Genomic DNA, 20195 nt, shown 5'->3' with positions numbered 1-20195 from the left:
TTCCTCCTGTTATTGCTTAAGTGAAGTTTCCGTGCTCAATGCGAGAACGGGTAGAGTTTCCAGTACGCCTTGATCTGCCGCCAGCGATGCGCGAGCCCGTCAGGCTCGAACATCAGGAACGCGATGATGATCACTCCGATCGCGATCTCGCGCAGGAAGGTGATGTTGGTGTTGAGCGACAGCGCCTTGTCAATCGCGCCGCCCTTCAAATGCAGGCTGATCCATTCCATCGACTCCGGCAGGAGCACCACGAAGGCGGTGCCCATCAGCGTGCCCATGATCGAGCCGGTGCCGCCGATGATGATCATGGCAAGGAACAGGATCGAGCGCTCGATCCCGAAACCTTCCTGGGAGACGACGAGCTGATAGTGCGCATAGAGCGCGCCCGCGATGCCGGCGAAGAAGGCGGCGAGACCGAACGACAATGTGCGGTACTTGGTGAGGTTGATGCCCATGATCTCCGCGGAGAGATAGTGGTCGCGGATCGCCACCAGCGCGCGGCCGTCGCGCGTGCGCATCAGATTGGTGACGAGGATGTAGCTCAGGAGCACATAGGCCAGCACGACGTAGAAATACTGCCGGTCGCCCCGCAGCGTGTAACCGAAGACCGAGAACGGCTCGGCGCTTGCCGGCACCGAGCCGCCGGAGAACCATTCGGCGCGGGAGAAGAAGTCGAGCAGGATGTATTGCGCGGCCAGCGTCGCGATGACGAGATAGAGTCCTTTCAGCCGCGCTGCGGGAATGCCGAAGATCAGTCCGACCAGCGCCGTCACGAGTCCCGCGAGCGGGATCGCGAAGAACACCGGGATCGGCGCATTGTTGGAGATGTAGGCCGAAGTGAAGGCGCCGAGCAGGAAGAAGGCCGCGTGTCCGATCGAGATCTGGCCGGTGAAGCCGACCAGGATGTTGAGGCCGAGCGCCGCGATCGAGAAGATGCCGATCTGAATCAATATGCTGAGCCAGTAGCCGCTGAAGAATTGCGGCGCGAGGCAGAGCAGCGCGACGCCTGCTATCGCGAAGTTGCGGCTGGTGGTGGTCGGGAAGATCGTGGTGTCCGCTGCGTAAGAGGTGCGGAAATCACCAGCGGGGATGAGGGCAGGGCCGGCCATGGGTCAGATCCGCTCGATGTCGTGGGTGCCGAACAGGCCGTAGGGCTTGATCATCAGCACGATGATGAGGACGTAGAACGGCGCGATCTCGTAGAGATTGCCCCAGTGCAGATATTGGCTGTCGACATATTGGGCGACATTCTCCAGCAGCCCGATGATGATGCCGCCCAGCACGGCGCCGCCGACGGAGTCGAGTCCGCCGAGGATCGCCGCCGGGAACACCTTGATGCCGTAGGCAGCAAGGCCCGAGGACACGCCATTGACCACGGCCACGACGACGCCCGCGACCGCCGAGACGGTCGCCGAGATCGCCCAGGCCATCGCGAACACGCTCTTGACGGAAATGCCGAGCGACTGCGCCACCTGTTGGTTGAACGCGGTGGCGCGCATCGCAAGGCCGTACTTCGACGCGCGGAAGAACCAGGCCATGCCGATCATCATGGCGACCGACACCACGAGGCTCATGACGTAGACGGTCTGGATCTGCAGTCCGAACAGGTTGACCGACTGGCTTTCGAACACGCGCGGGAACGGCTGCGGATTGACGCCGAACATCCATTTTAGCGTCGCCTGCAGCACGGTGGAGAGGCCGATCGTCACCATGATAACGGAAATGATCGGCTCGCCGATCATCGGCCGCAGGATCAGCACCTGCACCGCAATGCCGAACACGAACATGAACACCAGCGTGATCGGCATGCCGATCCAGAACGGCACCTGGTATTTCGCCAGTAACGCCCAGCACACCCAGGCGCCGACCAGCAGCAGCTCGCCTTGCGCAAAGTTGACGACCTGCGTCGCCTTGTAGATCAGCACGAACGACATCGCGACCACGCCATAGAGCGTGCCGACCACGAGGCCATTGACCAGGAGCTGGATGAGGAAGGCGGTGTTCATATCGGGTGACTCAGCTCGTCATTGCCGGGCTTGATCCGGCAATCCATCGAGGAAGGAAGACTGTTCGGAAGAGGATGGATGCGCGGGTCAAGCCCGCGCATGACGACTATCTGTATCACTCCGCAGCCTCCGCCATGTGCCCGTGCCCGCCGAGGTCCACCACGCGCAGCGTCGTTCGCACCCGCTGCGTGGTGCCGTCCTGGAAGCGGATCACGGTGTCGACGGGGATGTCGGAATCGCCGCGGTAAATGGCGTCGATGATGCCGGCGTATTTCTCGTTGATGACGCCGCGGCGAACCTTTCGCGTCCGGGTGAGCTCGCCGTCGTCGGCGTCAAGCTCCTTGTAGAGCAGCAGGAAGCGCGAGATGCGCTGGGCCGGCGGCAGCGTGGCGTTGACGGTCTCGACCTCCTTCTGCAGCAGCGCGTAGACCTCCGGCCGTGAGGCGAGGTCGCTATAGGTCGTGAAGGAGAGGCGGTTCTTCTCCGCCCATTTCGAGATGATGGAGTAGCGGATGCAGATCATTGCCGCGAGCGCGTCGCGGCCGGCGCCGAGCACCACGGCTTCGGCGATATAGGGCGAGAATTTCAGCTTGTTCTCGATGAACTGCGGCGAGAAGCGCTCGCCGCGGGAGGTCTCGGCGAGATCTTTGATGCGGTCGATGACGACCAGCTGGTTGTCTTCATTGAAATAGCCGGCATCGCCGGAGCACAGCCAGCCGTCCTTGAGGTCGGCGACGCTGGCCTCGGGATTCTTGTAGTAGCCGAGGAACATGTTGGGGTGCCGCACGACGATCTCGCCGACGCCGTGGACGTCGGCATTGTCGATGCGGATCTCGACGCTGTCGGCCATCGGCACGCCGGTGGTATCAGGGTCGACCTTGCCCTCGGGGTGCAGCGTGTAGGCCCCGAGCAGCTCGGTCTGGCCGTAGAGCGTGCGCAGCGGCACGCCCATGGCCTGGAAGAACTTGAAGGTGTCAGGCCCGAGCGCTGCGCCGCCGGTCGCGGCCGAGCGCAACCGGGTGAAGCCGAGGCGGTCGCGCAGCGCGCGGAACAGGATCGCGTCGGCAAAGCCCGAGCGCCTCCCCTGTTCGAGTGCGGCAAGGCCCGACTTCATGCCGATGTCGAACAGGCGCTGCTTGAAGGGCGTTGCGTCCATCACCTTGGCACGGACGTCGGCGGCAATGGATTCCCAGACGCGCGGCGCGAACAGCACGAAGGTCGGTGCGATCTCGCGCAGATCGTTCATCATCGTGTCGGGCTCTTCGACGAAGTTGATCTTCATCCGGCACAGCAGACCTTTGCCGAGCACGTAGACCTGTTCCATGATCCAGGGCAGCGGCAGCACCGAGACATATTCGTCACCGGGACCCTTGGGGTCGAAGGCGAGATAGGTCGCGCAATGGCCGAGCACGCGTCCGGCGGCGAGCATCGCGAGCTTCGGATGCGAGGTGGTGCCGGACGTGGTGCAGAGGATCGCGACGTCCTCGCCCTTGGTGGCATCGACCAATCTGTCGTAGAGCTCCGGCTCGCGTCTGGCGCGGGCACGGCCGAGCTCGGCAAACCTCTCCGCCGACATCAGGCGCGGGTCGTCGTATTTCCGCATCCCGCGCGGATCGGAATAGATGATGTGCTTCAGCTTCGGCACGCGCTCGGCAAGGGTAAGCAGCTTGTCGACCTGCTCCTCGTCCTCAGCGAAGACCAGCTGCGCCTCGCCGTAATTGAGGAGATAGGAAGCCTCCTCATCCAGGACGTCGCGATAGAGCCCAAGGCTGAGGCCGCCAATGGCATGTGTTGCAATTTCTGCCGCGACCCAGTCCGGCCGGTTGTCGCCGATAAGGCCGATGACATCACCGCGGCCCAGGCCGAGCTCGATGAGGCCGAGCGCGAAATCACGCGCGCGGGCCTGATAGTCGTTCCAGGTGAAGATGCGCCAGAGCCCGAGATCCTTCTCGCGCAGCGCGATTTCGTTGCCGTGCTCCCTGGCATTGAGCCGGAGCATCTTCGGATAGGTGTCGGCCTGCGCGACGCGGCCCGCATAATCCATCATGCCGCGCTCTCCTGCGCGTGAGAGGCATCATCGGGATCGACCAGCACCTCGTCCTCTTCGCCGAGATAAGCGCGCCTGACGTGTGGATCGGCGAGCACGGTCGCCGGATCGCCCTCGGCGATCTTCTTGCCGAAATCCAGCACCATGACGCGGTGGGAGATGTCCATCACCACGCCCATATCGTGCTCGATCATCACCACCGTCATCCCGAACTCCTCGTTGAGATCGACGATGTAGCGGGCCATGTCCTCCTTCTCCTCGAAATTCATGCCGGCCATGGGCTCGTCGAGGAGGATCAGGCGCGGCTCGAGCGCCATGGCACGGGCGAGCTCCACGCGCTTGCGCAGGCCGTAGGAGAGGGTGCCGGCGGTGGCCTTGCGCACCGACTGCAGATCGAGGAAGTCGATGATCTCTTCCACCTTGCGGCGGTGCTCGAGCTCCTCCTTGCGGGCGCCGGTGAGCCAGTACAGCGAGCCCGTGAGGAAATTGTTCTTCAGCAGGTGATGGCGACCGACCATGACGTTGTCGAGCACGCTCATGTGGTGGAACAGCGCAAGATTCTGGAAGGTGCGGCCGATGCCGAGCGAGGCGCGGGCATTCGGCGTCAGGCCGGTGATATCGCGGCCCTGATAGAACAGCTGGCCTTCGGTCGGCTTGTAGCGGCCGGAAATACAGTTCACGATCGAGGTCTTGCCGGCGCCGTTGGGGCCGATGATCGAGAACAGCTCGCCTTCCCTGATGGCGAAGCTGACGTCGGTCAGCGCACGGACGCCGCCGAATCGCAAGGACACGCCGCGCACTTCGAGACTGGTAGCCACCAAACGAATCCCTCCCGGTCATGGCGCTTGATTGGCGCTCTTCGTCCGTTCCTGTCGGGCAATCCTAGTACGGTCGTGCCGGCCAGACCATGCAGCTATTGGTCTCGACCGGACCGGCGCCGCCTTCGTTCCCGTGAGGGATCAAAAGCCGCGTCGCCCGAGGTGGTCCTCAATAGGGGAAATCGCTATTTTGAAATGTCTCCGGCCTGACAATTCTGCGACAAAGTTTGTCGGGCCGAGCGGGTCTTCATCTTTCGTCGGATGGATGGCCGAAGCGGTTCTGTTGCAGTGCAACAGGAGCATGGGGTGACAGAACGGTGCGGCTGGCTTCGAGATCATGATTTCAGAGGATCATCTGAAGCGCATTGCCGCCTGGTCGCGCGAGCTCACACCAGCCGAGATCGAGGTCGCGCGCGCCGGAATCACGGAGCGGTCCTACGGCACCGGCGAGAGCGTGTTCATGCGCGGCGATATTTTTGCCTATTGGGCCGGCATGGTGGGCGGCCTTGCCCGTATGGGCGGGGTCTCGCGCGACGGCAAGGAGACCAGCCTTGCCGGGCTGACGGCGGGGGCCTGGTTCGGCGAAGGGAGCGTGCTCAAGAACGAGCCGCGCCGCTATGACGTGGTCGCGCTGCGCGACAGCCGCGTCGCGCTGATGGAACGCAGCGCCTTCATGTGGCTGTTCGAGAACAGCGTAGGTTTCAACCGCTTCCTGGTGCGCCAGCTCAACGAGCGGCTCGGCCAGTTCATCGGCATGCTCGAGGTCAACCGCACGCTCGATGCCACCGCGCGCCTCGCCCGCAGCATCGCCTCGCTGTTCAACCCGATCCTCTATCCGGAATCGACCGCGCATCTGGAGATCACCCAGGAGGAGATCGGCGCGCTCTCCGGCATGTCCCGCCAGAACGCCAACCGCGCGCTGAACCGCCTGGAGAAAGAAGGGCTGCTGCGACTGGAATATGGCGGGGTCACGATCCTCGATATCGAGCGGCTGCGCGGGTATGGGGATTAGAAGTCTCGTCATCGTGCGTTGGCGGGCGCATGCACCGGCCATAGGTCGGTACGCCAACGGATCGCAATGGCGAGCATCGCGACGAATCCTGCGACGGCATAGAGCGAGCCCGTCGCGGAATAGCCGATGACGTCGATCAGGCTGCCGGCCGCGAGCAGTCCGATGGGCAAGCCGTAGATCACCATCATGCGCACGCCCATGACGCGGCCGCGCAGATGTGGGCTCGCGGTGCGCATCAGGATGACGGCAGCCGAGATCATCGACATGCTCTGGGCGATGCCGGCGAGGACGAGGCAGCCTATCGCCACCGGCATCGCCCGGACCTCCACGAATACCAGCAGCATGGCGTACCAGGCCAACGTTGCCCCGATCAGAAGCCGCGCGATGCGCACGCCACTGACCAGGCTGAGCGTGATGGAGCCGATCAGCGAGCCGACGGCGAAGCTCGCCGAGAGATAACCGAGGCCGGTCTGGTCGGTATGAAAGATCTCCCGCGCGATGTAGGGCAACAATCCGCCCGTGAAGGGAAACGCGGTAAGATTGGCCAGGAAAGCGACGCACAGCGCCGCGCGCATTCCCGGGCCGTTCCAGGCATAGACGATCCCCTCTTTGAGGTCGCCAAACAGCCGCGAAACGGCATGGCTGTTCGCGGGAAGATCGCTCGTCGTGACGGTCCTTTTCGGCCGGGTCAGGCAGAGCATGAGCAGCGCTGCCGTGAAATAAAGGCAGGCGATCGCCACATAGACGAGGCCGATACCGAGGACGGCGAACAGCCCGGCGCCCGTCAACGCTCCGGCAATGCGCGCGCTGTCCTGAGTCGTGCGTGCAACGCTGATGGCGCCTACCAGCTGCTCGGCCGGCATGATATCGGCCAGCAGCGCGCCGCGAACGCCGAGATCGGAGGGGCGGATCAGGCCCATGATCGTGACGATCATCATGACGCTCAGCGGCGACAGATGACCGCTCAGCGCCAGGACCATGATGGTCGACGACAGCGCCGTATAGGCAAGGCGCATCGCGACCAGGAGATCGCGATGACCCATGCGGTCGCCGATCATGCCGAACACGGGCGCGACCAATGTTCCGACGAACTGGAGTGAAGCGAGCACGGTGAGCAGCAGCACCGAGCCGGTCTCGACCAGGATGTACCAGCCGAGCACCAGCGTCTCGACCTCGAACGCCCAGGAGGTGAGCAGGTCGGACGGCCACTGGAAGCGATAGTTGCGGATGCGGAATGGCGCGAGCGCGGAAGGTCGTACGGCTGTGCTCAAGATGCGATGACGGGTTTCACGGCGATTCCCTGCCCTTCTTATTCGTTCTTCTGTTCGTGAGCGTAGTACCGGCGACGCGCGTGTCAATTGACGCTACGGCAAGCCGCCATGCTTGCCGACAATTTGCGCTGCGCCATGAATCGCGTCGCGCTGCGGGCGGCGTTCGATCGGCCGGTGCACCCGCAGCATTGCTTCGCGGTCCAATCCGCGACGAAGGGGTAGACCAGTCTCAGCCGCTTGCTCTTCGGGTGTGTCGAGCCCATTCTGGTCCGCATCCTGGGCCCATGAGGTCGGGCCCAGCGGATAGCCCCATCGCGGCTCTCGCGAGGTATTGGGCCATGAACTGCTCGGGTTGCGGTTTCGAGGTTCAGAGCGGCTTTGCCTTCTGTCCGCACTGCGGCACGAAGCAGCCGAGCCCGTGCCCTGGTTGCGGTTTTCCATGCGCATCTGATTTCGCGTATTGCCCGAAATGCGGCACTCTCGTCGCTGCGGCAGCCAAAGGCGGCGGGCAGGCAGCGGTGCGGACGGACTCGACGGCCGTCCCATCGAGCTCCTCTTCGCCACCGCTCGTGCTCACGCCCGAGGCGCAACACGCATTTCGACCGCCGTCGGACAAAATCGATAGCGAAGCGAACCGCCGCACTGTCACCGTGCTTTTTGCCGACCTCAGCGGCTTCACGGCGATGAGCGAGCGGCTCGACCCCGAGGTCATGCAGACGCTTCAGAACGAATTGTTCGCGGAGCTGACGGCCGCGGTGCAGAGCTTTGGCGGCTTCGTGGACAAATTCATCGGCGATGCGCTGCTCGCACTGTTTGGTGCGCCAGCCGCGCACGAGGACGACCCGGAGCGCGCGGTTCGCGCAGCCCTCGACATGATCATCCGGTCGGCGCGACTTAGCGAGCGCGCGAAGGCCTATGCTGGTTCGCCGCTGCTGCTCCATGTCGGCATCAACACCGGGCACGTCGTTGCGGGCGGGCTGGGCGTGGGCGTTGCCAAATCCTATTCGGTCACCGGCGACACCGTGAATACCGCCCAGCGACTGCAGTCGATGGCGCCTCCGGGCGAGGTGCTGGTCGGACCGTTGACCTACCGTCTGACGCGGCATGCGTTCGCCTATGATTCGCTTGGCGAGGTCTCACTCAAGGGCAAGATGGGCAGCGTTCTGGTCCATCGTCTGAAGGGACCGCTCGAGACGCCCCGTGCGGCACGAGGCCTCGACACGCTGGGCCTCGATGCGCCGCTGATCGGACGCGACGCCGAACTTGCGCGCGTGATCGGCAGTCTCGATCGCGCGTGCAGCGGCGCGGCTCAGCTGGTGCGGCTGGTCGGCGAGGCCGGCATCGGGAAGACGCGCCTGGTGAGCGAATTCGTCACCCGCATCGGCGAAGAGGATCGCTTCGCAGGCGTGGCGATCCGGCAGGCGGTCTGCTCGCCGCTCGGCGAACAATCCTACGGCACACTGGCCGCCGTGCTGCGCAGCGCCTATGGTATCGCACACAAGGCCGGCGCCGCGGAGGCGGAGGCGAGAGTTGCCGAAGCGCTGTCGGAGCTTGGCCTCGCGACTGACGAGGCTGACCGCCTGATGCCTCTCTATCTGCACGTTCTTGGCCACGGCGACCGCGACGCCGTGCTCAGGCACGTCGAGCCCGAACAGCTCCGTCGGCAGATCTTTTTCGCGATCCGCACCGTCTTCGAACGCCGGCTCGCGCAGTCGCCGCTGCTGATCATCGTCGAGGATCTGCATTGGGCCGATGCGGTGTCGCTCGAAGCTTTGCGGTTCCTGATGGAGCGGCTGGAGCGGTCGCGGCTGATGCTGCTGTTCACACATCGGCCGATGCTTGAGCTGGACCAGTTCGGTTCGAGCCGGATCAGTCACACCACTCTTCGACTGGCTCCGCTTGGCGACGCTGACGGACGAAGGCTGCTCGCGGCGTACTTCAGTCACGGCCTGCGTGAATCGCCGGGACATTTGTTCAGCCGTATCCTCGAGCGTGCCGGCGGCAATCCGCTTTTCCTCGAGGAGATCATCCGTGGCCTCATCGAAGCCGGCGCCCTCGTACGTGACGGTGCGCAGTGGCGGATGACGTCGGACGAAGCCGCCGCCGAAATTCCGGCGAGCATTCAGGCGTTGTTGCTGGCGCGCCTGGATCGGTTGCCGCATCAGGTGAGGCACCTGGCTCAGGAAGCCGCGGTGATTGGCCCGCGCTTCGATGCGGCCGTTCTCGGTGCGGCGGCAACCGAGCCGGCAAGGGTCGAGGCGGGGCTCGAACTTCTGTGCGACGCCGAGATCGTCGAGGAGGTCGCAGGCTCGAATTCGATTTCGCTGCGGACCTACCGCTTCACGCAGACCATGCTTCAGGACGTGATCTATCAGAACCTGCTTCTGCAGCGCCGGATCGAGCTCCACGGACGGATCGGCGTCGCGCTGGAGCGGCTCCACGGCAACGAGCCCGAGCGGCTCGAAGATCTCGTCCTGCTTGGACACCATTTCAGTCTCAGCGCAAGCAAGCCGAAAGGCGCGCGCTATCTGCGCGCCGCCGGCGATCGCGCACGCGCGAGCTATGCCAACGACGATGCCATCCGCTTCTATCAGCAGTCTCTCGCCGTTCTGCTCGCCGGCGGCGATCGGGACCCGGAACGCCTAGTCCTCTATGAACGGATTGCGGACCTCTGTCGCGTGGCTGGCCGCCGAAGCATGGCCGAGGAGCACTACCGCCGCGCCCTCGAGGAGCATCGCACGGCCCGGGATCGAATCGGCGAAGCGCGAATTCTTCGCAAGCTCGGCCACTTGTTGTGGGACGCCGGCAAGCGCACCAGCGCGGAGTCGCATTATGCTGAGGCGGCCGAGCGGCTTGGCGGGACGGACGCGCCCATCGAGTGGGCCCACCTCCTGCAGGAGCGCGGCCGTCTCGCGTTTCGTGTGGGGGATCACGTCGCGGCCGCGAGGTGGGCAGACGAGGCGCTCGGCTTCGCGCGGTCCGCGCCGGCGAACGGGGACGAGCAGGCCGGGGCCGAGGCGGCGCGCGCCATTGCGGAGGCCCTCAACACCAAGGGGGTTGCGCTGGCGCGGCTTGGGCGACACCAGGAGGCGGTGCGCGAGGTGGAGCAAAGTGTCGCGGCAGCCGAAGCCGCCGGCCTCCTCAACGTGGCGTGTCGCGGCTACACCAACCTTGGCGTGCTCTACACGATCGTCGACCCGGCGAAAGCGATGGAGGTTTGCAGACGCGGGCTCGATGTCGCGCACCGTATCGGCGACCTCGGCTTCCAGGCGCGCCTGCTGGCCAATTTTGCTGTCGCCTGTTGCACCTTCACGGACAGATGCACCGAGGAAGGGGTGCCGGCCGCCGAGAAGGCGATCGAGATCGACCGTGCGCTCGATCAGCGCGAGCATCTTCCGGTTCCCCTGATCGTGCTCGGGCAGATCCATCAATGCCACTTCCGCCCTGACCTCGCAGCGCGCTGCTACGACGAGGCCATCGAGGTCGCGACCGAGACCGGGGAGCCGCAGCAGCTGTTTCCGTGTTATGATGGTCTTGCGACACTGAACCTTGATCGAGGCGACATGCCCGAGGCCGAGCGGTATTTCGCGTTGGCCCATGATGTCTGCGCCCGGCACGACCTCGATCCCGCAGGGCTGATCGTATTGCCATTTCTTGACTAGCCAATGTGAGGGAGTTCAACCATGTCAGACCGTCACGTCGATGCACCACTTCAGCCAGGCGATCGCGCACCGAACATCGTGCTGGACGCCATCACGCGCGAAGGAAAGATCGCGCTCGAGGATTATCGCGGGCATAGTCCGATACTGGTCGGCCTGTTTCGTGGCCTGCACTGCCCGTTTTGCCGGCGCCATATCGCCGCGCAGGCACAGCTCGACGGTGAGTTGCGCGGGAAGGGCATCGAAAGTCTCACGGTCGTCAATACGCCGATCGACCGGGCGCGGCTCTACTTCCGCTATCATCCCTTGCCCAATTTGCTTGCCGCGTCCGACCCCGACCGGATCTCGCATCGCGCGTTCGGCCTGCCCACCATCGAGTTCACGGAGAACGAAACCGAGTGGCCGCGCAAGGTGGGTATGGACGTTGTCATGAGCATGAATGTCGACATGCCCGGCGAACTGCCTCGCCCGATGAATCGGCCGGCGGCCGCCGAGTACCTCAACAACAAGGACGGTTACGAGATGACCGAAGCCGATCAGCGCATGGCGGCGGCCGGCACGGGCCAGCTGTTCGGCCAGTTCCTGCTCGATCGGGAAGGGATCGTGCGCTGGACGTTTACCGAGGTCCCTGACGGCGGCCAGCGCATGTTCGGAGCGCCGAGCCCACAGGAACTGATGTCGGCCGCGTCGCAGGTGGCGAGCTAGTTGTCGCCGTCCGGCGACGAGCCTGCCGCGTGCGGCCGTTTCTCCGCGAGGGCTAGCGCCATGGCCGAGATCAGTGGACGCATGAAATAGGCTTCGTCGGCGGGCGAGACATCGGTACGCAAGCCATGCGCTGCGAGTTCGCCGGAAACCGCTGGACCGACCGATGCGATCAGTGTGCGTTCGAGGCCTGAGCGCAGCTTCGTCTCGCTGCCATGCGCCTTGGCAGCCTCGATCAGCCGGCGGACCTGGCCGAGATTGGTCAGGGCGATCGAGTCGATGCGTCCCTCTGCCATGTCGTCAATGGCGGCGACGATGTTGGCATCGGCGGCCTTGGAATCGTAGACGTAGGGCAGCACGGTATCGACGGCGGCGCCTTGCTCGGCCAGCGCGCCGATCAGCGCGCTGTGGTCCTTGTCGGGATAGAGCTGGAGACCTAGGCGCCGCCCCTTCAGGTCGAGCCCGGCCAACATCTCGATCACGCCTTCGGTCGTCGGCTTATCGGTGGTCTGTTGCGCCTCGAGGCCGATCTCGCGCAGTGCCTTGCCCGGCTTCGGGCCGCGGGTGAATTTGCGCGCCTTGGCGAGCGCCGCGACAAGGCCGGCGTCGAGCCCGCGGGCACGGGCGAGCTTCATGATGCGACGCAAGCCTTCGCCGGTCATCAGCACGAGATCGTCGAAGGGATTGTCGATGGCGCGGCGGATCCAGGCCTCGACCGGAGCCGGGTCCGGTGCATCATGGATGGTGAACATCGGGCATTGCACGACCTCGGCGCCTTGCTCGGCCAGAAGCTTGGAGAACTGCGCCTCCTCGCGCGTTTCCAGGATCAGGATGCGGTAGCCGTTCAAGCGGTCGGCCATGAGGATGCTCCGATGAAAATTCGCAATTGTCCGTTCATCCTGACTCCGCGGTCGGGATTGGCGCAAGGGCGGGGTCGGTGCTAGAGCAGGGCGCAAATCGCAGGAATGTTCCGCTGCACAAACCTTCATCAAGAGCCGAGCCTTGCCCGACCATCAATATGTCCTGACCCTGTCCTGCCCGGATCGCCCCGGCATCGTCTCGGCGGTGTCGACGTTTCTTGCTCATAACGGACAGAACATCCTCGACGCCCAGCAGTTCGACGACGTCGAGACCAAGAAGTTCTTCATGCGGGTGGTGTTCACAGCGGCCGATCTTGCCGTGGAGCTGTCGGCGCTGCAGACCGGCTTTGCCGCGATCGCCGAGCGTTTCGGCATGGAATGGCAGATGCGTGACCGCGCCGCGCATCGCAAAGTGATGCTGCTGGTGTCGAAGTCCGATCATTGCCTGGTCGACATCCTCTACCGCTGGCGCACCGGCGAATTGCCGATGGTTCCGACCGCGATCGTCTCCAACCATCCGCGCGAGGTCTATGCCGGGCTCGATTTCGGCGGCATCCCGTTCCACCATTTGCCCGTCACCAAGGAGACCAAGCGCGAGCAAGAGGCGCAGATCATGGACCTCGTCGGCAAGACGACGACCGATCTGGTGGTGCTCGCCCGCTACATGCAGATCCTGTCCGACGATCTCTCGGCAAAGCTGTCGGGGCGCTGCATCAACATCCACCACTCGTTTCTGCCGGGCTTCAAGGGCGCCAAGCCCTATCACCAGGCTCATGAGCGCGGCGTCAAGCTGATCGGCGCCACCGCGCATTACGTCACGCGCGACCTCGACGAGGGCCCGATCATCGACCAGGACGTCGAGCGCATCAGCCATCGCGACACGCCGGAAGATCTGGTCCGCAAAGGCCGCGACATCGAGCGCCGCGTGCTGGCTCGGGCCATCCGCTACCATCTCGACGACCGCGTGATCCTCAACGGCCGCAAGACCGTGGTGTTCGTGGATTAGACGGAGCGCGCGAAGCGCGAATCCGGAATCTCGAGATTCCGGGTTCGATGCTGACGCATCGCCCCGGAATGACGGCGGCGTCTCAACGCACCGCGTTTCCCGAATTTGTCCCCGTCGCGCCCTTCTGGGCCTGTTCTTCCTTCTCGCGATCGGCCGCCGGCATCAGCCGCTTGCGCTCGCGTTCCTTCATGTAGGCGTCGTATTGCGGCGAGCCGGGTCGCGGCGGCGCATCAGCGGGCAGGCCGCCGGCCCATTGCGGGACGTAGTCGCCCATGCCGCCGGAGAGCTTTTCATTGATCGTCCCGCAGCCTGCAAGATTGGGAGCGAGCAGGGCCAGTGCGGCGGCGATCGAAAGCGAACGGGAGCGCATGAATATCTCTGGTCGTGCCCCGATTGGGGCGCAGATGGTGGAGCGCCGGATAGGCGTCGGCGGCAAACCATAGCTCTCAATATGTAAAATTGGCCTATTCGAGGGTGGACGAAGCTGTATACAAGAAAGGTATTATAATAGTCATATTTTGAGCTTGATGGGGGAGCTGCAGTTGGTACGGTATACACTGCGCGATGGTCGTGACGGTCATCGGGGCGGGGCCGCGCCACAAGGCGGGGCTTTTTCGTTGACAGGACCATTTTATTTGTACAATCGTACAAATCTCTCCCTGCCGTCGTTGAGGCAGATCACGCGGCTTGCGCCGAATGGTCGCCCAACGTCCGATTGACAACGGGGTTGCAGAGGACGCCATGTGGCCGCACGGCATGGCTTGTCCGTGAGTGAAGCGCGGCAAGGACCGGGTACTCGGTCCGGCGCACAAGAGTGAGGAATGAAGGGGAGGGACATCTGATGTTCGAACGCAGGATTTTTTCACGCACCGCAGCGGTTGTCGCTATCGCGGGCCTTGCGGCCGTCGCGCCCGCCAAGGCGGAAGACACGGTCAAGATCGGGCTGATCCTGCCGATGACCGGCGGCCAGGCCTCGACCGGCAAGCAGATCGAGAACGCGATCAAGCTCTACATGCAGCAGAAGGGCGAGACCGTCGCCGGCAAGAAGGTCGAGGTCATCGTCAAGGACGACGCCGCAATTCCGGACAAGACCAAGACCGCCGCTCAGGAGCTGATCGTCAACGACAAGGTCAATTTCATCGCCGGCTTCGGCGTGACGCCGGCCGCGCTCGCCGCCGCGCCGCTCGCAACCCAGGCCAAGATCCCGGAAGTCGTGATGGCGGCGGGCACCTCCATCATCACCGAGCGTTCGCCCTATATCGTGCGCACCAGCTTCACGCTGGCGCAATCCTCGACCATCATCGCCGACTGGGCGGCGAAGAACGGCATCAAGAAGGTCGCGACGCTGACCTCGGACTACGCGCCGGGCAATGACGCCCTCAACTTCTTCAAGCAGCATTTCACGGCCGGAGGCGGTGAGGTGGTGGAAGAGGTCAAGGTGCCGCTGCAGAACCCCGACTTCGCTCCGTTCCTGCAGCGCATGAAGGACGCAAAGCCGGACGCGATCTTCGTGTTCGTGCCGGCGGGCCAGGGCGGCAACTTCATGAAGCAATATGCCGAGCGTGGCCTCGACAAGGCCGGCATCAAGGTGATCGGGCCGGGCGACGTCACGGACGACGATCTGCTCAACAACATGGGCGACGCCGTACTCGGCACGGTCACCGCGCATCTCTATTCGGCGGCGCACCCATCGCAGATGAACAAGGACTTCGTCGCGGCTTACAAGAAGGCCTTCGGCAACCGTCCGGGCTTCATGGCCGTGGGCGGCTATGACGGCATCCACCTGATCTACGAGGCGCTGAAGAAGACCGGTGGCGACACCAACGGCGACAAGCTGATCGAGGCCATGAAGGGCCAGAAGTGGGAGAGCCCGCGCGGTCCGATCTCGATCGACCCCGAGACCCGCGACATCGTGCAGAACATCTACATCCGCAAGGTCGAGAAGGTGGATGGCGAACTCTACAATGTCGAGTTCGCGACCTTCGAGGCCGTCAAGGATCTCGGCAAGACCAAGAAGTGACGCGCTCTTCTGAACCTCTCTCGCTTGCGGGAGAGCGTAGGCCGCCTTCGGCTGCCGTCCTTTAAGAGACGCCGAGGCGAAGCCTCGGCTATCGCAAAGCGCCGGGTGAGGGCTGTCTCCTCTTGGGGATTGCCCCATTGCGGAAACACCCTCTCCCCGACCCTCCCCCGCAAGAGGGGGAGGGGGCGCAGTAAGGCACTTGGATACATCTAGGGCTATTTCCGGCTATCGATGACCGCAATCCTCACCAACCTGTTCGATGGCGTCGCCTACGGCATGCTGCTATTCGTGCTCGCCTGCGGGCTCGCGGTCACGCTCGGCCTGATGAACTTCGTCAATCTCGCCCACGGCGCCTTCGCGATGGCCGGGGGCTATGTCTGCATGGTGCTGGTCAACCGGATGGGCTGGCCGTTCTTCGCGGCCCTGCCGCTCGCTTTCGTCTCCTCGGCTGCAATCGGCATCGCGCTCGAGCGCACGCTGTACCGTCATCTCTACACCCGCAGCCATCTCGACCAGGTGCTGTTCACGATCGGCCTGACCTTCATGTCGGTGGCAGCCGTCGATTACATCCAGGGATCCTCGCGGGTCTTCATCAATTTACCCGCCGCGCTCCAGGGCCAGTTCGACCTGTTCGGCGTCGGCATCGGCCGCTACCGGCTGATGATCATCGTGATCTGCGGCCTGCTGACCATCGCGCTTCAAATGGTGCTGGCGAAGACGCGTTTCGGCAGCCGCCTGCGCGCGGCCGTCGATGACCCCCGCGCCGCGAGCGGTCTCGGCATCAACGTGCCGCAGGTGTTCGCCTTCACCTTTGCCTTCGGTTGCGGGCTCGCCGGCCTCGGCGGCGCGCTCAGCGCCGAGATCCTCGGCCTCGATCCGTATTTCCCGCTGAAGTTCATGATCTACTTCCTGATCGTGGTCACCGTCGGCGGCTCGTCCTCGATAACAGGCCCATTCCTCGCCTCGCTGCTGCTCGGCATTGGCGACGTCGCCGGCAAATATTACGTGCCGAAGATGGGCCCCTTCGTGATCTACACCATGATGATCGTGATCCTGATCTGGCGCCCGAACGGCCTGTTCGGCCGCACGGCCGCGCGTTGAGTTCGCCGATGAGCGCTGCTTCCGACGTCGGCCATCATGCCCAGCGGCAGGCGCGCTGGCACTACGGCGAAATCGCCTTCTGGCTGGTCGTGCTGGCCTGCGGCTTCGCGTTTCCGTCGCGCTATCTCATCATGACCGACATCCTGCGCCTCGCGCTGTTTGCGATGTCGCTCGATCTCATCCTCGGCTATGCCGGCATCGTGTCGCTGGGCCATGCCGCCTTCTTCGGCGTCGGCGCCTATGCCGCGGGGCTGCTGGCGCTTCACGGCATCGTCAAGGAGCCCGTGCTGGCGCTGATCGTCGCCGGCCTTGCCGCCATGGTGCTCGGCTTTGCCACCAGCTTTCTGGTGATCCGCGGCGTCGACCTGACGCGCCTGATGGTGACGCTCGGCATTGCGCTGCTGCTGGAAGCGCTCGCCGAGCGCTTCTCCAATATCACCGGCGGTACCGACGGCCTGCAAGGCATCGAGATGCAGCCGATCTTCGGCGAGATCCCGTTCGATATGTTCGGCAAGGCCGGCTTCTTCTATTCGCTGGCCGTGTTGTTCCTGCTGTTCCTGTTCGCCCGCCGCGTCGTGCATTCCCCGTTCGGCCTGTCGCTGCGCGCCATCAAGAACAATCCCCTCCGGGCCGCCGCCATTGGCATTCCCGTCAACCGTCGCCTGATCGCGATCTATACGCTCGCCGCGTTCTATGCCGGCATTGCGGGAGCGCTGTTCACCCAGACGACCGCGATCGCCTCGCTCGACGTGTTTTCCATGGAGCGCTCCGCGGACCTGATGCTGGTGCTCGTGATCGGCGGCACCGGCTATCTCTATGGTGGGCTGATCGGCGCGGTGATCTTCCGCATGCTCCAGGAATTGTTCTCGACCATCACGCCGCAATACTGGCAGTTCTGGATCGGCCTCGTGCTGGTCGTGATCGTGCTGGTCGGCCGCCAGCGCCTGCATCGCTGGGTGCTGTATGTGCCGAACCTGATCATCAGGCAGATTGCAGGCCGCAAGGCGATCGTCGCCGTGCCGGAGAGCGATTCATGACCATCGCGCTCGAAACCCAAAATCTCGAAAAGCAGTTCGGTGGCCTGCGCGTCACTCGCGATCTGTCCCTGAAGGTCGAGCAGGGTGCCCGCCACGCGCTGATCGGCCCGAACGGTGCCGGCAAGACCACGGTCATCAACCAGCTCACCGGCGTGCTGAAGCCGAACTCGGGCCGCATCCTGCTCGAAGGCCACGACATCACCGATCTGCCTGTGCACAAGCGCGTGCTGCGCGGACTGTCGCGCACGTTCCAGATCAACCAGCTCTACCCGGACCTGACTCCCCTGGAGACCATCGGGCTCGCGGTCTCCGAACGTCTCGGCCATGGCGGCGACTGGTGGCGGCGGATGGGCACGCGCAATGACGTCAATGGCGAGATCGCCGATCTGCTCTCCCGTTTCCACCTGCTCGACGTCATGAACGAGCAGACGGTGACGCTGCCCTACGGCAAGCAGCGCCTGCTCGAGATTGCGGTCGCCATTGCAGCCAAGCCGCGCGTGCTGCTGCTCGACGAGCCCGCCGCCGGCGTGCCCGAGAGCGAGCGCCACGACATTCTCGCCGTCGTGGGCAGCCTGCCGCGGGACGTCACCGTGCTCCTGATCGAGCACGACATGGACCTCGTGTTCTCCTTTGCCGATCGCATCTCGGTGCTGGTCTCGGGCGCGCTGCTGACCGAAGGCCGGCCCGAAGAGGTCGCGCGCGATCCGCAGGTGAAGGCGGTCTATCTCGGCGAGGAGGCGGTCGATGTCTGACCTGCTCGCGATCGATTCACTTCGCGCCGGCTACGGCGAGGCGGTGGTGCTGCCGAAGATGACGCTCCGTCTCGCCGAAGGACAGGTGTTGGCGCTGCTCGGACGCAACGGCACCGGCAAGACCACGCTGATCAACTCGATCGTCGGCGTCACGCGCCGCTTCTCAGGCTCCATTGCGCTTGCCGGCACCGACGTCACGGCGATGCGGCCCGACCAGCGGGCGCGCGCCGGCATCGGCTGGGTGCCGCAGGAGCGCAACATCTTCCGCTCGCTGACGGTGGAAGAGAACATGACCGCCGTGGCGCAGCCCGGTCCCTGGACGGTCGAGAAGGTCTACGAGATGTTCCCGCGGCTGAAGGAGCGGCGGAGCAATTTCGGCAACCAGCTCTCCGGCGGCGAGCAACAGATGCTGGCGATCGGCCGCGCACTCACCCTCAATCCGAAAGTCCTGCTGCTGGACGAACCGACCGAGGGTCTTGCGCCCATCATCGTTGAGGAACTCTTGAAGGCGATCGGGACCATCACCCGGTCCGGGGGCATCTGCTCGATCATTGTCGAGCAGAATGCGCAAAAGATTCTGGGGCTCGCCGACCGCGTTGTGATATTGGAGCGCGGAACGATCGTCCACGACGCTCCGAGCGCCGCGCTGAAGACCGACCCCTCTGTCCTGGAGCGCCATCTCGGCGTCGCCGGGGCGAGCGCCCACTAAGATGTCCAGGGAGTGACACATGCAGCGAACCAAAGCCCCCTTCCGCGCCGACGAAGTTGGCAGCCTCCTGCGTCCGCCCAAGATCAAGGAAGCCCGTAGCCGGCTGGAGAATGGCGAGATCTCGGCTGACGATCTGCGCAAGATCGAGGACATGGAGATCGAGAAGGTCGTGCACAAGCAGGCCTCGATCGGGCTGAAGCTCGCCACCGACGGCGAATTCCGCCGCTCCTGGTGGCATTTCGACTTCCTGTCCAAGCTCACGGGCTGCGAGCTGTTTCACCCCGACACCGGCATCCAGTTCACGGGCGTGCAGACCCGTCACGATGCGGTCCGCGTCATCGGCAAGCTCGACTTTCCCGATAGCCATCCGATGCTGGATCACTTCCGCTTCCTGAAGAAGGTCGCCGATCAGGCCCACGTCACCGCCAAGATGACGATTCCTTCGCCGGCGGTGCTCCACTTCCGCGGCGGGCGCAAGTCGATCTCCAAGGACGTCTACCCCGATCTCGAACCCTTTTACGAAGATCTCGGCAAGACCTATCGCAAGGCCGTGAAGGCGTTCTACGACGCCGGCTGCCGCTATCTCCAGTTCGACGACACCGTCTGGGCCTATCTCTGCTCGCAGGACGAATTGCAGAAGGCGCGTGAGCGCGGCGATAACCCGGATGGCCTGCAGCAGATCTATGCCCGCATCATCAACTATGCGCTGGCGGAGAAGCCGGCCGACATGGTTGTGACCACGCATGTCTGCCGCGGCAATTTCCGCTCGACCTGGATTTCTTCGGGCGGCTACGAGCCTGTTGCCGAGACCATGCTCGCCGGCACCAATTACGACGGCTACTTCCTGGAATACGACTCCGACCGCGCCGGCGGATTCGAGCCGCTGCGCTTCCTGCCCAAGGGCAACAAGGTCGTCGTGGTCGGCGTCATTACCTCGAAGTTCGGCGAGCTCGAGAAAAAGGACGATATCAAGCGCCGCCTGGAAGAAGCCGCCAAGTTCGCGCCCTTGGAGCAGCTCGCGCTGTCCCCGCAATGCGGCTTTGCCTCGACGGAAGAGGGCAACATCCTCTCCGAGGAGGAGCAGTGGGCCAAGCTCAGCCTCGCGGTCGAGATCGCGAAGGAAGTGTGGGGTAATTGAGGATGGCGTCATTCCGGGGCGCGCCTAGCGCGAACCCGGAATCTCGAGATCCCCCGG

17 protein-coding genes are annotated in these 20195 nt (G+C 64.2%); 10 read left to right on the top strand and 7 right to left on the bottom strand.

Features of this window, described 5'->3' with window-relative positions:
* Positions 1-35: 35 nt before the first annotated feature.
* From HZZ16_RS12080 to HZZ16_RS12065, 4 genes are all read right to left on the bottom strand, one after another.
* Positions 36-1109, bottom strand: coding sequence for a branched-chain amino acid ABC transporter permease (locus HZZ16_RS12080; protein WP_197948675.1), 1074 nt, complete (start codon positions 1107-1109; stop codon positions 36-38).
* Between the two features lie 3 nt (positions 1110-1112).
* On the bottom strand, positions 1113-2006 hold the full coding sequence (locus tag HZZ16_RS12075; RefSeq protein WP_197948674.1) for a branched-chain amino acid ABC transporter permease: 894 nt from the start codon (positions 2004-2006) through the stop codon (positions 1113-1115).
* Positions 2007-2121: 115 nt separating this feature from the next.
* Positions 2122-4053, bottom strand: coding sequence for a long-chain fatty acid--CoA ligase (locus HZZ16_RS12070; RefSeq protein ID WP_197948673.1), 1932 nt, complete (start codon positions 4051-4053; stop codon positions 2122-2124).
* Entirely contained in the window at positions 4050-4871 is an 822-nt protein-coding gene (locus tag HZZ16_RS12065; protein WP_197948672.1) for an ABC transporter ATP-binding protein, read from the bottom strand. The genes HZZ16_RS12070 and HZZ16_RS12065 overlap by 4 nt, the downstream gene beginning before the upstream one ends.
* Positions 4872-5208: 337 nt before the next feature.
* On the opposite strand from HZZ16_RS12065, the gene HZZ16_RS12060 reads away from it, so the two are divergent.
* Positions 5209-5883, top strand: coding sequence for a Crp/Fnr family transcriptional regulator (locus tag HZZ16_RS12060; RefSeq protein WP_197948671.1), 675 nt, complete (start codon positions 5209-5211; stop codon positions 5881-5883).
* A gap of 8 nt (positions 5884-5891) precedes the next feature.
* On the opposite strand, the gene HZZ16_RS12055 is transcribed toward HZZ16_RS12060, so the two are convergent.
* Positions 5892-7154, bottom strand: a complete 1263-nt coding sequence (locus tag HZZ16_RS12055) for an MFS transporter (RefSeq protein WP_197948670.1) — start codon at positions 7152-7154, stop codon at positions 5892-5894.
* A 338-nt stretch (positions 7155-7492) separates the two neighbouring features.
* Here HZZ16_RS12055 and HZZ16_RS12050 point away from each other — a divergent pair, with 338 nt between their 5' ends.
* Positions 7493-10816, top strand: coding sequence for an adenylate/guanylate cyclase domain-containing protein (locus HZZ16_RS12050; RefSeq protein WP_197948777.1), 3324 nt, complete (start codon positions 7493-7495; stop codon positions 10814-10816).
* A gap of 21 nt (positions 10817-10837) precedes the next feature.
* Positions 10838-11518, top strand: coding sequence for a redoxin domain-containing protein (locus tag HZZ16_RS12045; protein WP_197948669.1), 681 nt, complete (start codon positions 10838-10840; stop codon positions 11516-11518).
* Here the strand turns inward: HZZ16_RS12045 and HZZ16_RS12040 are convergent.
* Positions 11515-12375 carry a uroporphyrinogen-III synthase gene (locus tag HZZ16_RS12040; RefSeq protein WP_197948668.1) on the bottom strand — a complete coding sequence of 287 codons (861 nt, stop codon included), beginning with the start codon at positions 12373-12375 and terminating at the stop codon, positions 11515-11517. The two genes, HZZ16_RS12045 and HZZ16_RS12040, sit on opposite strands and share 4 nt — an antisense overlap.
* Before the next feature lie 142 nt (positions 12376-12517).
* On the opposite strand from HZZ16_RS12040, the gene purU reads away from it, so the two are divergent.
* Positions 12518-13381 carry a formyltetrahydrofolate deformylase gene (purU, locus tag HZZ16_RS12035; protein WP_197948667.1) on the top strand — a complete coding sequence of 288 codons (864 nt, stop codon included), beginning with the start codon at positions 12518-12520 and terminating at the stop codon, positions 13379-13381.
* An 82-nt stretch (positions 13382-13463) separates the two neighbouring features.
* On the opposite strand, the gene HZZ16_RS12030 is transcribed toward purU, so the two are convergent.
* On the bottom strand, positions 13464-13751 hold the full coding sequence (locus HZZ16_RS12030) for a hypothetical protein (protein ID WP_197948666.1): 288 nt from the start codon (positions 13749-13751) through the stop codon (positions 13464-13466).
* Between the two features lie 471 nt (positions 13752-14222).
* Between HZZ16_RS12030 and HZZ16_RS12025 the strand changes: the two genes are divergently transcribed.
* From HZZ16_RS12025 to HZZ16_RS12000, 6 genes are all read left to right on the top strand, one after another.
* Entirely contained in the window at positions 14223-15401 is a 1179-nt protein-coding gene (locus tag HZZ16_RS12025) for an ABC transporter substrate-binding protein (protein WP_197948665.1), read from the top strand.
* A gap of 231 nt (positions 15402-15632) precedes the next feature.
* Positions 15633-16502: a branched-chain amino acid ABC transporter permease gene (locus tag HZZ16_RS12020; RefSeq protein WP_025037494.1), complete on the top strand. Its 870-nt coding sequence runs from the start codon at positions 15633-15635 to the stop codon at positions 16500-16502.
* Positions 16503-16510: 8 nt separating this feature from the next.
* Complete coding sequence (locus HZZ16_RS12015; protein WP_197948664.1) at positions 16511-17539, top strand: branched-chain amino acid ABC transporter permease; 1029 nt, start codon at positions 16511-16513, stop codon at positions 17537-17539.
* Entirely contained in the window at positions 17536-18291 is a 756-nt protein-coding gene (locus tag HZZ16_RS12010) for an ABC transporter ATP-binding protein (protein ID WP_197948663.1), read from the top strand. Before HZZ16_RS12015 ends, HZZ16_RS12010 begins: the two co-directional genes overlap by 4 nt.
* Positions 18284-19000, top strand: a complete 717-nt coding sequence (locus HZZ16_RS12005; protein ID WP_197948662.1) for an ABC transporter ATP-binding protein — start codon at positions 18284-18286, stop codon at positions 18998-19000. Before HZZ16_RS12010 ends, HZZ16_RS12005 begins: the two co-directional genes overlap by 8 nt.
* 19 nt (positions 19001-19019) lie before the next feature.
* Positions 19020-20138: a cobalamin-independent methionine synthase II family protein gene (locus HZZ16_RS12000; RefSeq protein ID WP_197948661.1), complete on the top strand. Its 1119-nt coding sequence runs from the start codon at positions 19020-19022 to the stop codon at positions 20136-20138.
* The last annotated feature ends 57 nt before the right edge of the window (positions 20139-20195 follow it).

It is taken from the genome of Bradyrhizobium glycinis (genome assembly GCF_016031655.1).
In the GTDB taxonomy this organism is placed as follows: Bacteria; Pseudomonadota; Alphaproteobacteria; order Rhizobiales; family Xanthobacteraceae; genus Bradyrhizobium; species Bradyrhizobium glycinis.
The sequence above is the reverse complement of the archived record's forward strand: the minus strand, read 5'-3'. Positions and strand labels throughout refer to the sequence as shown.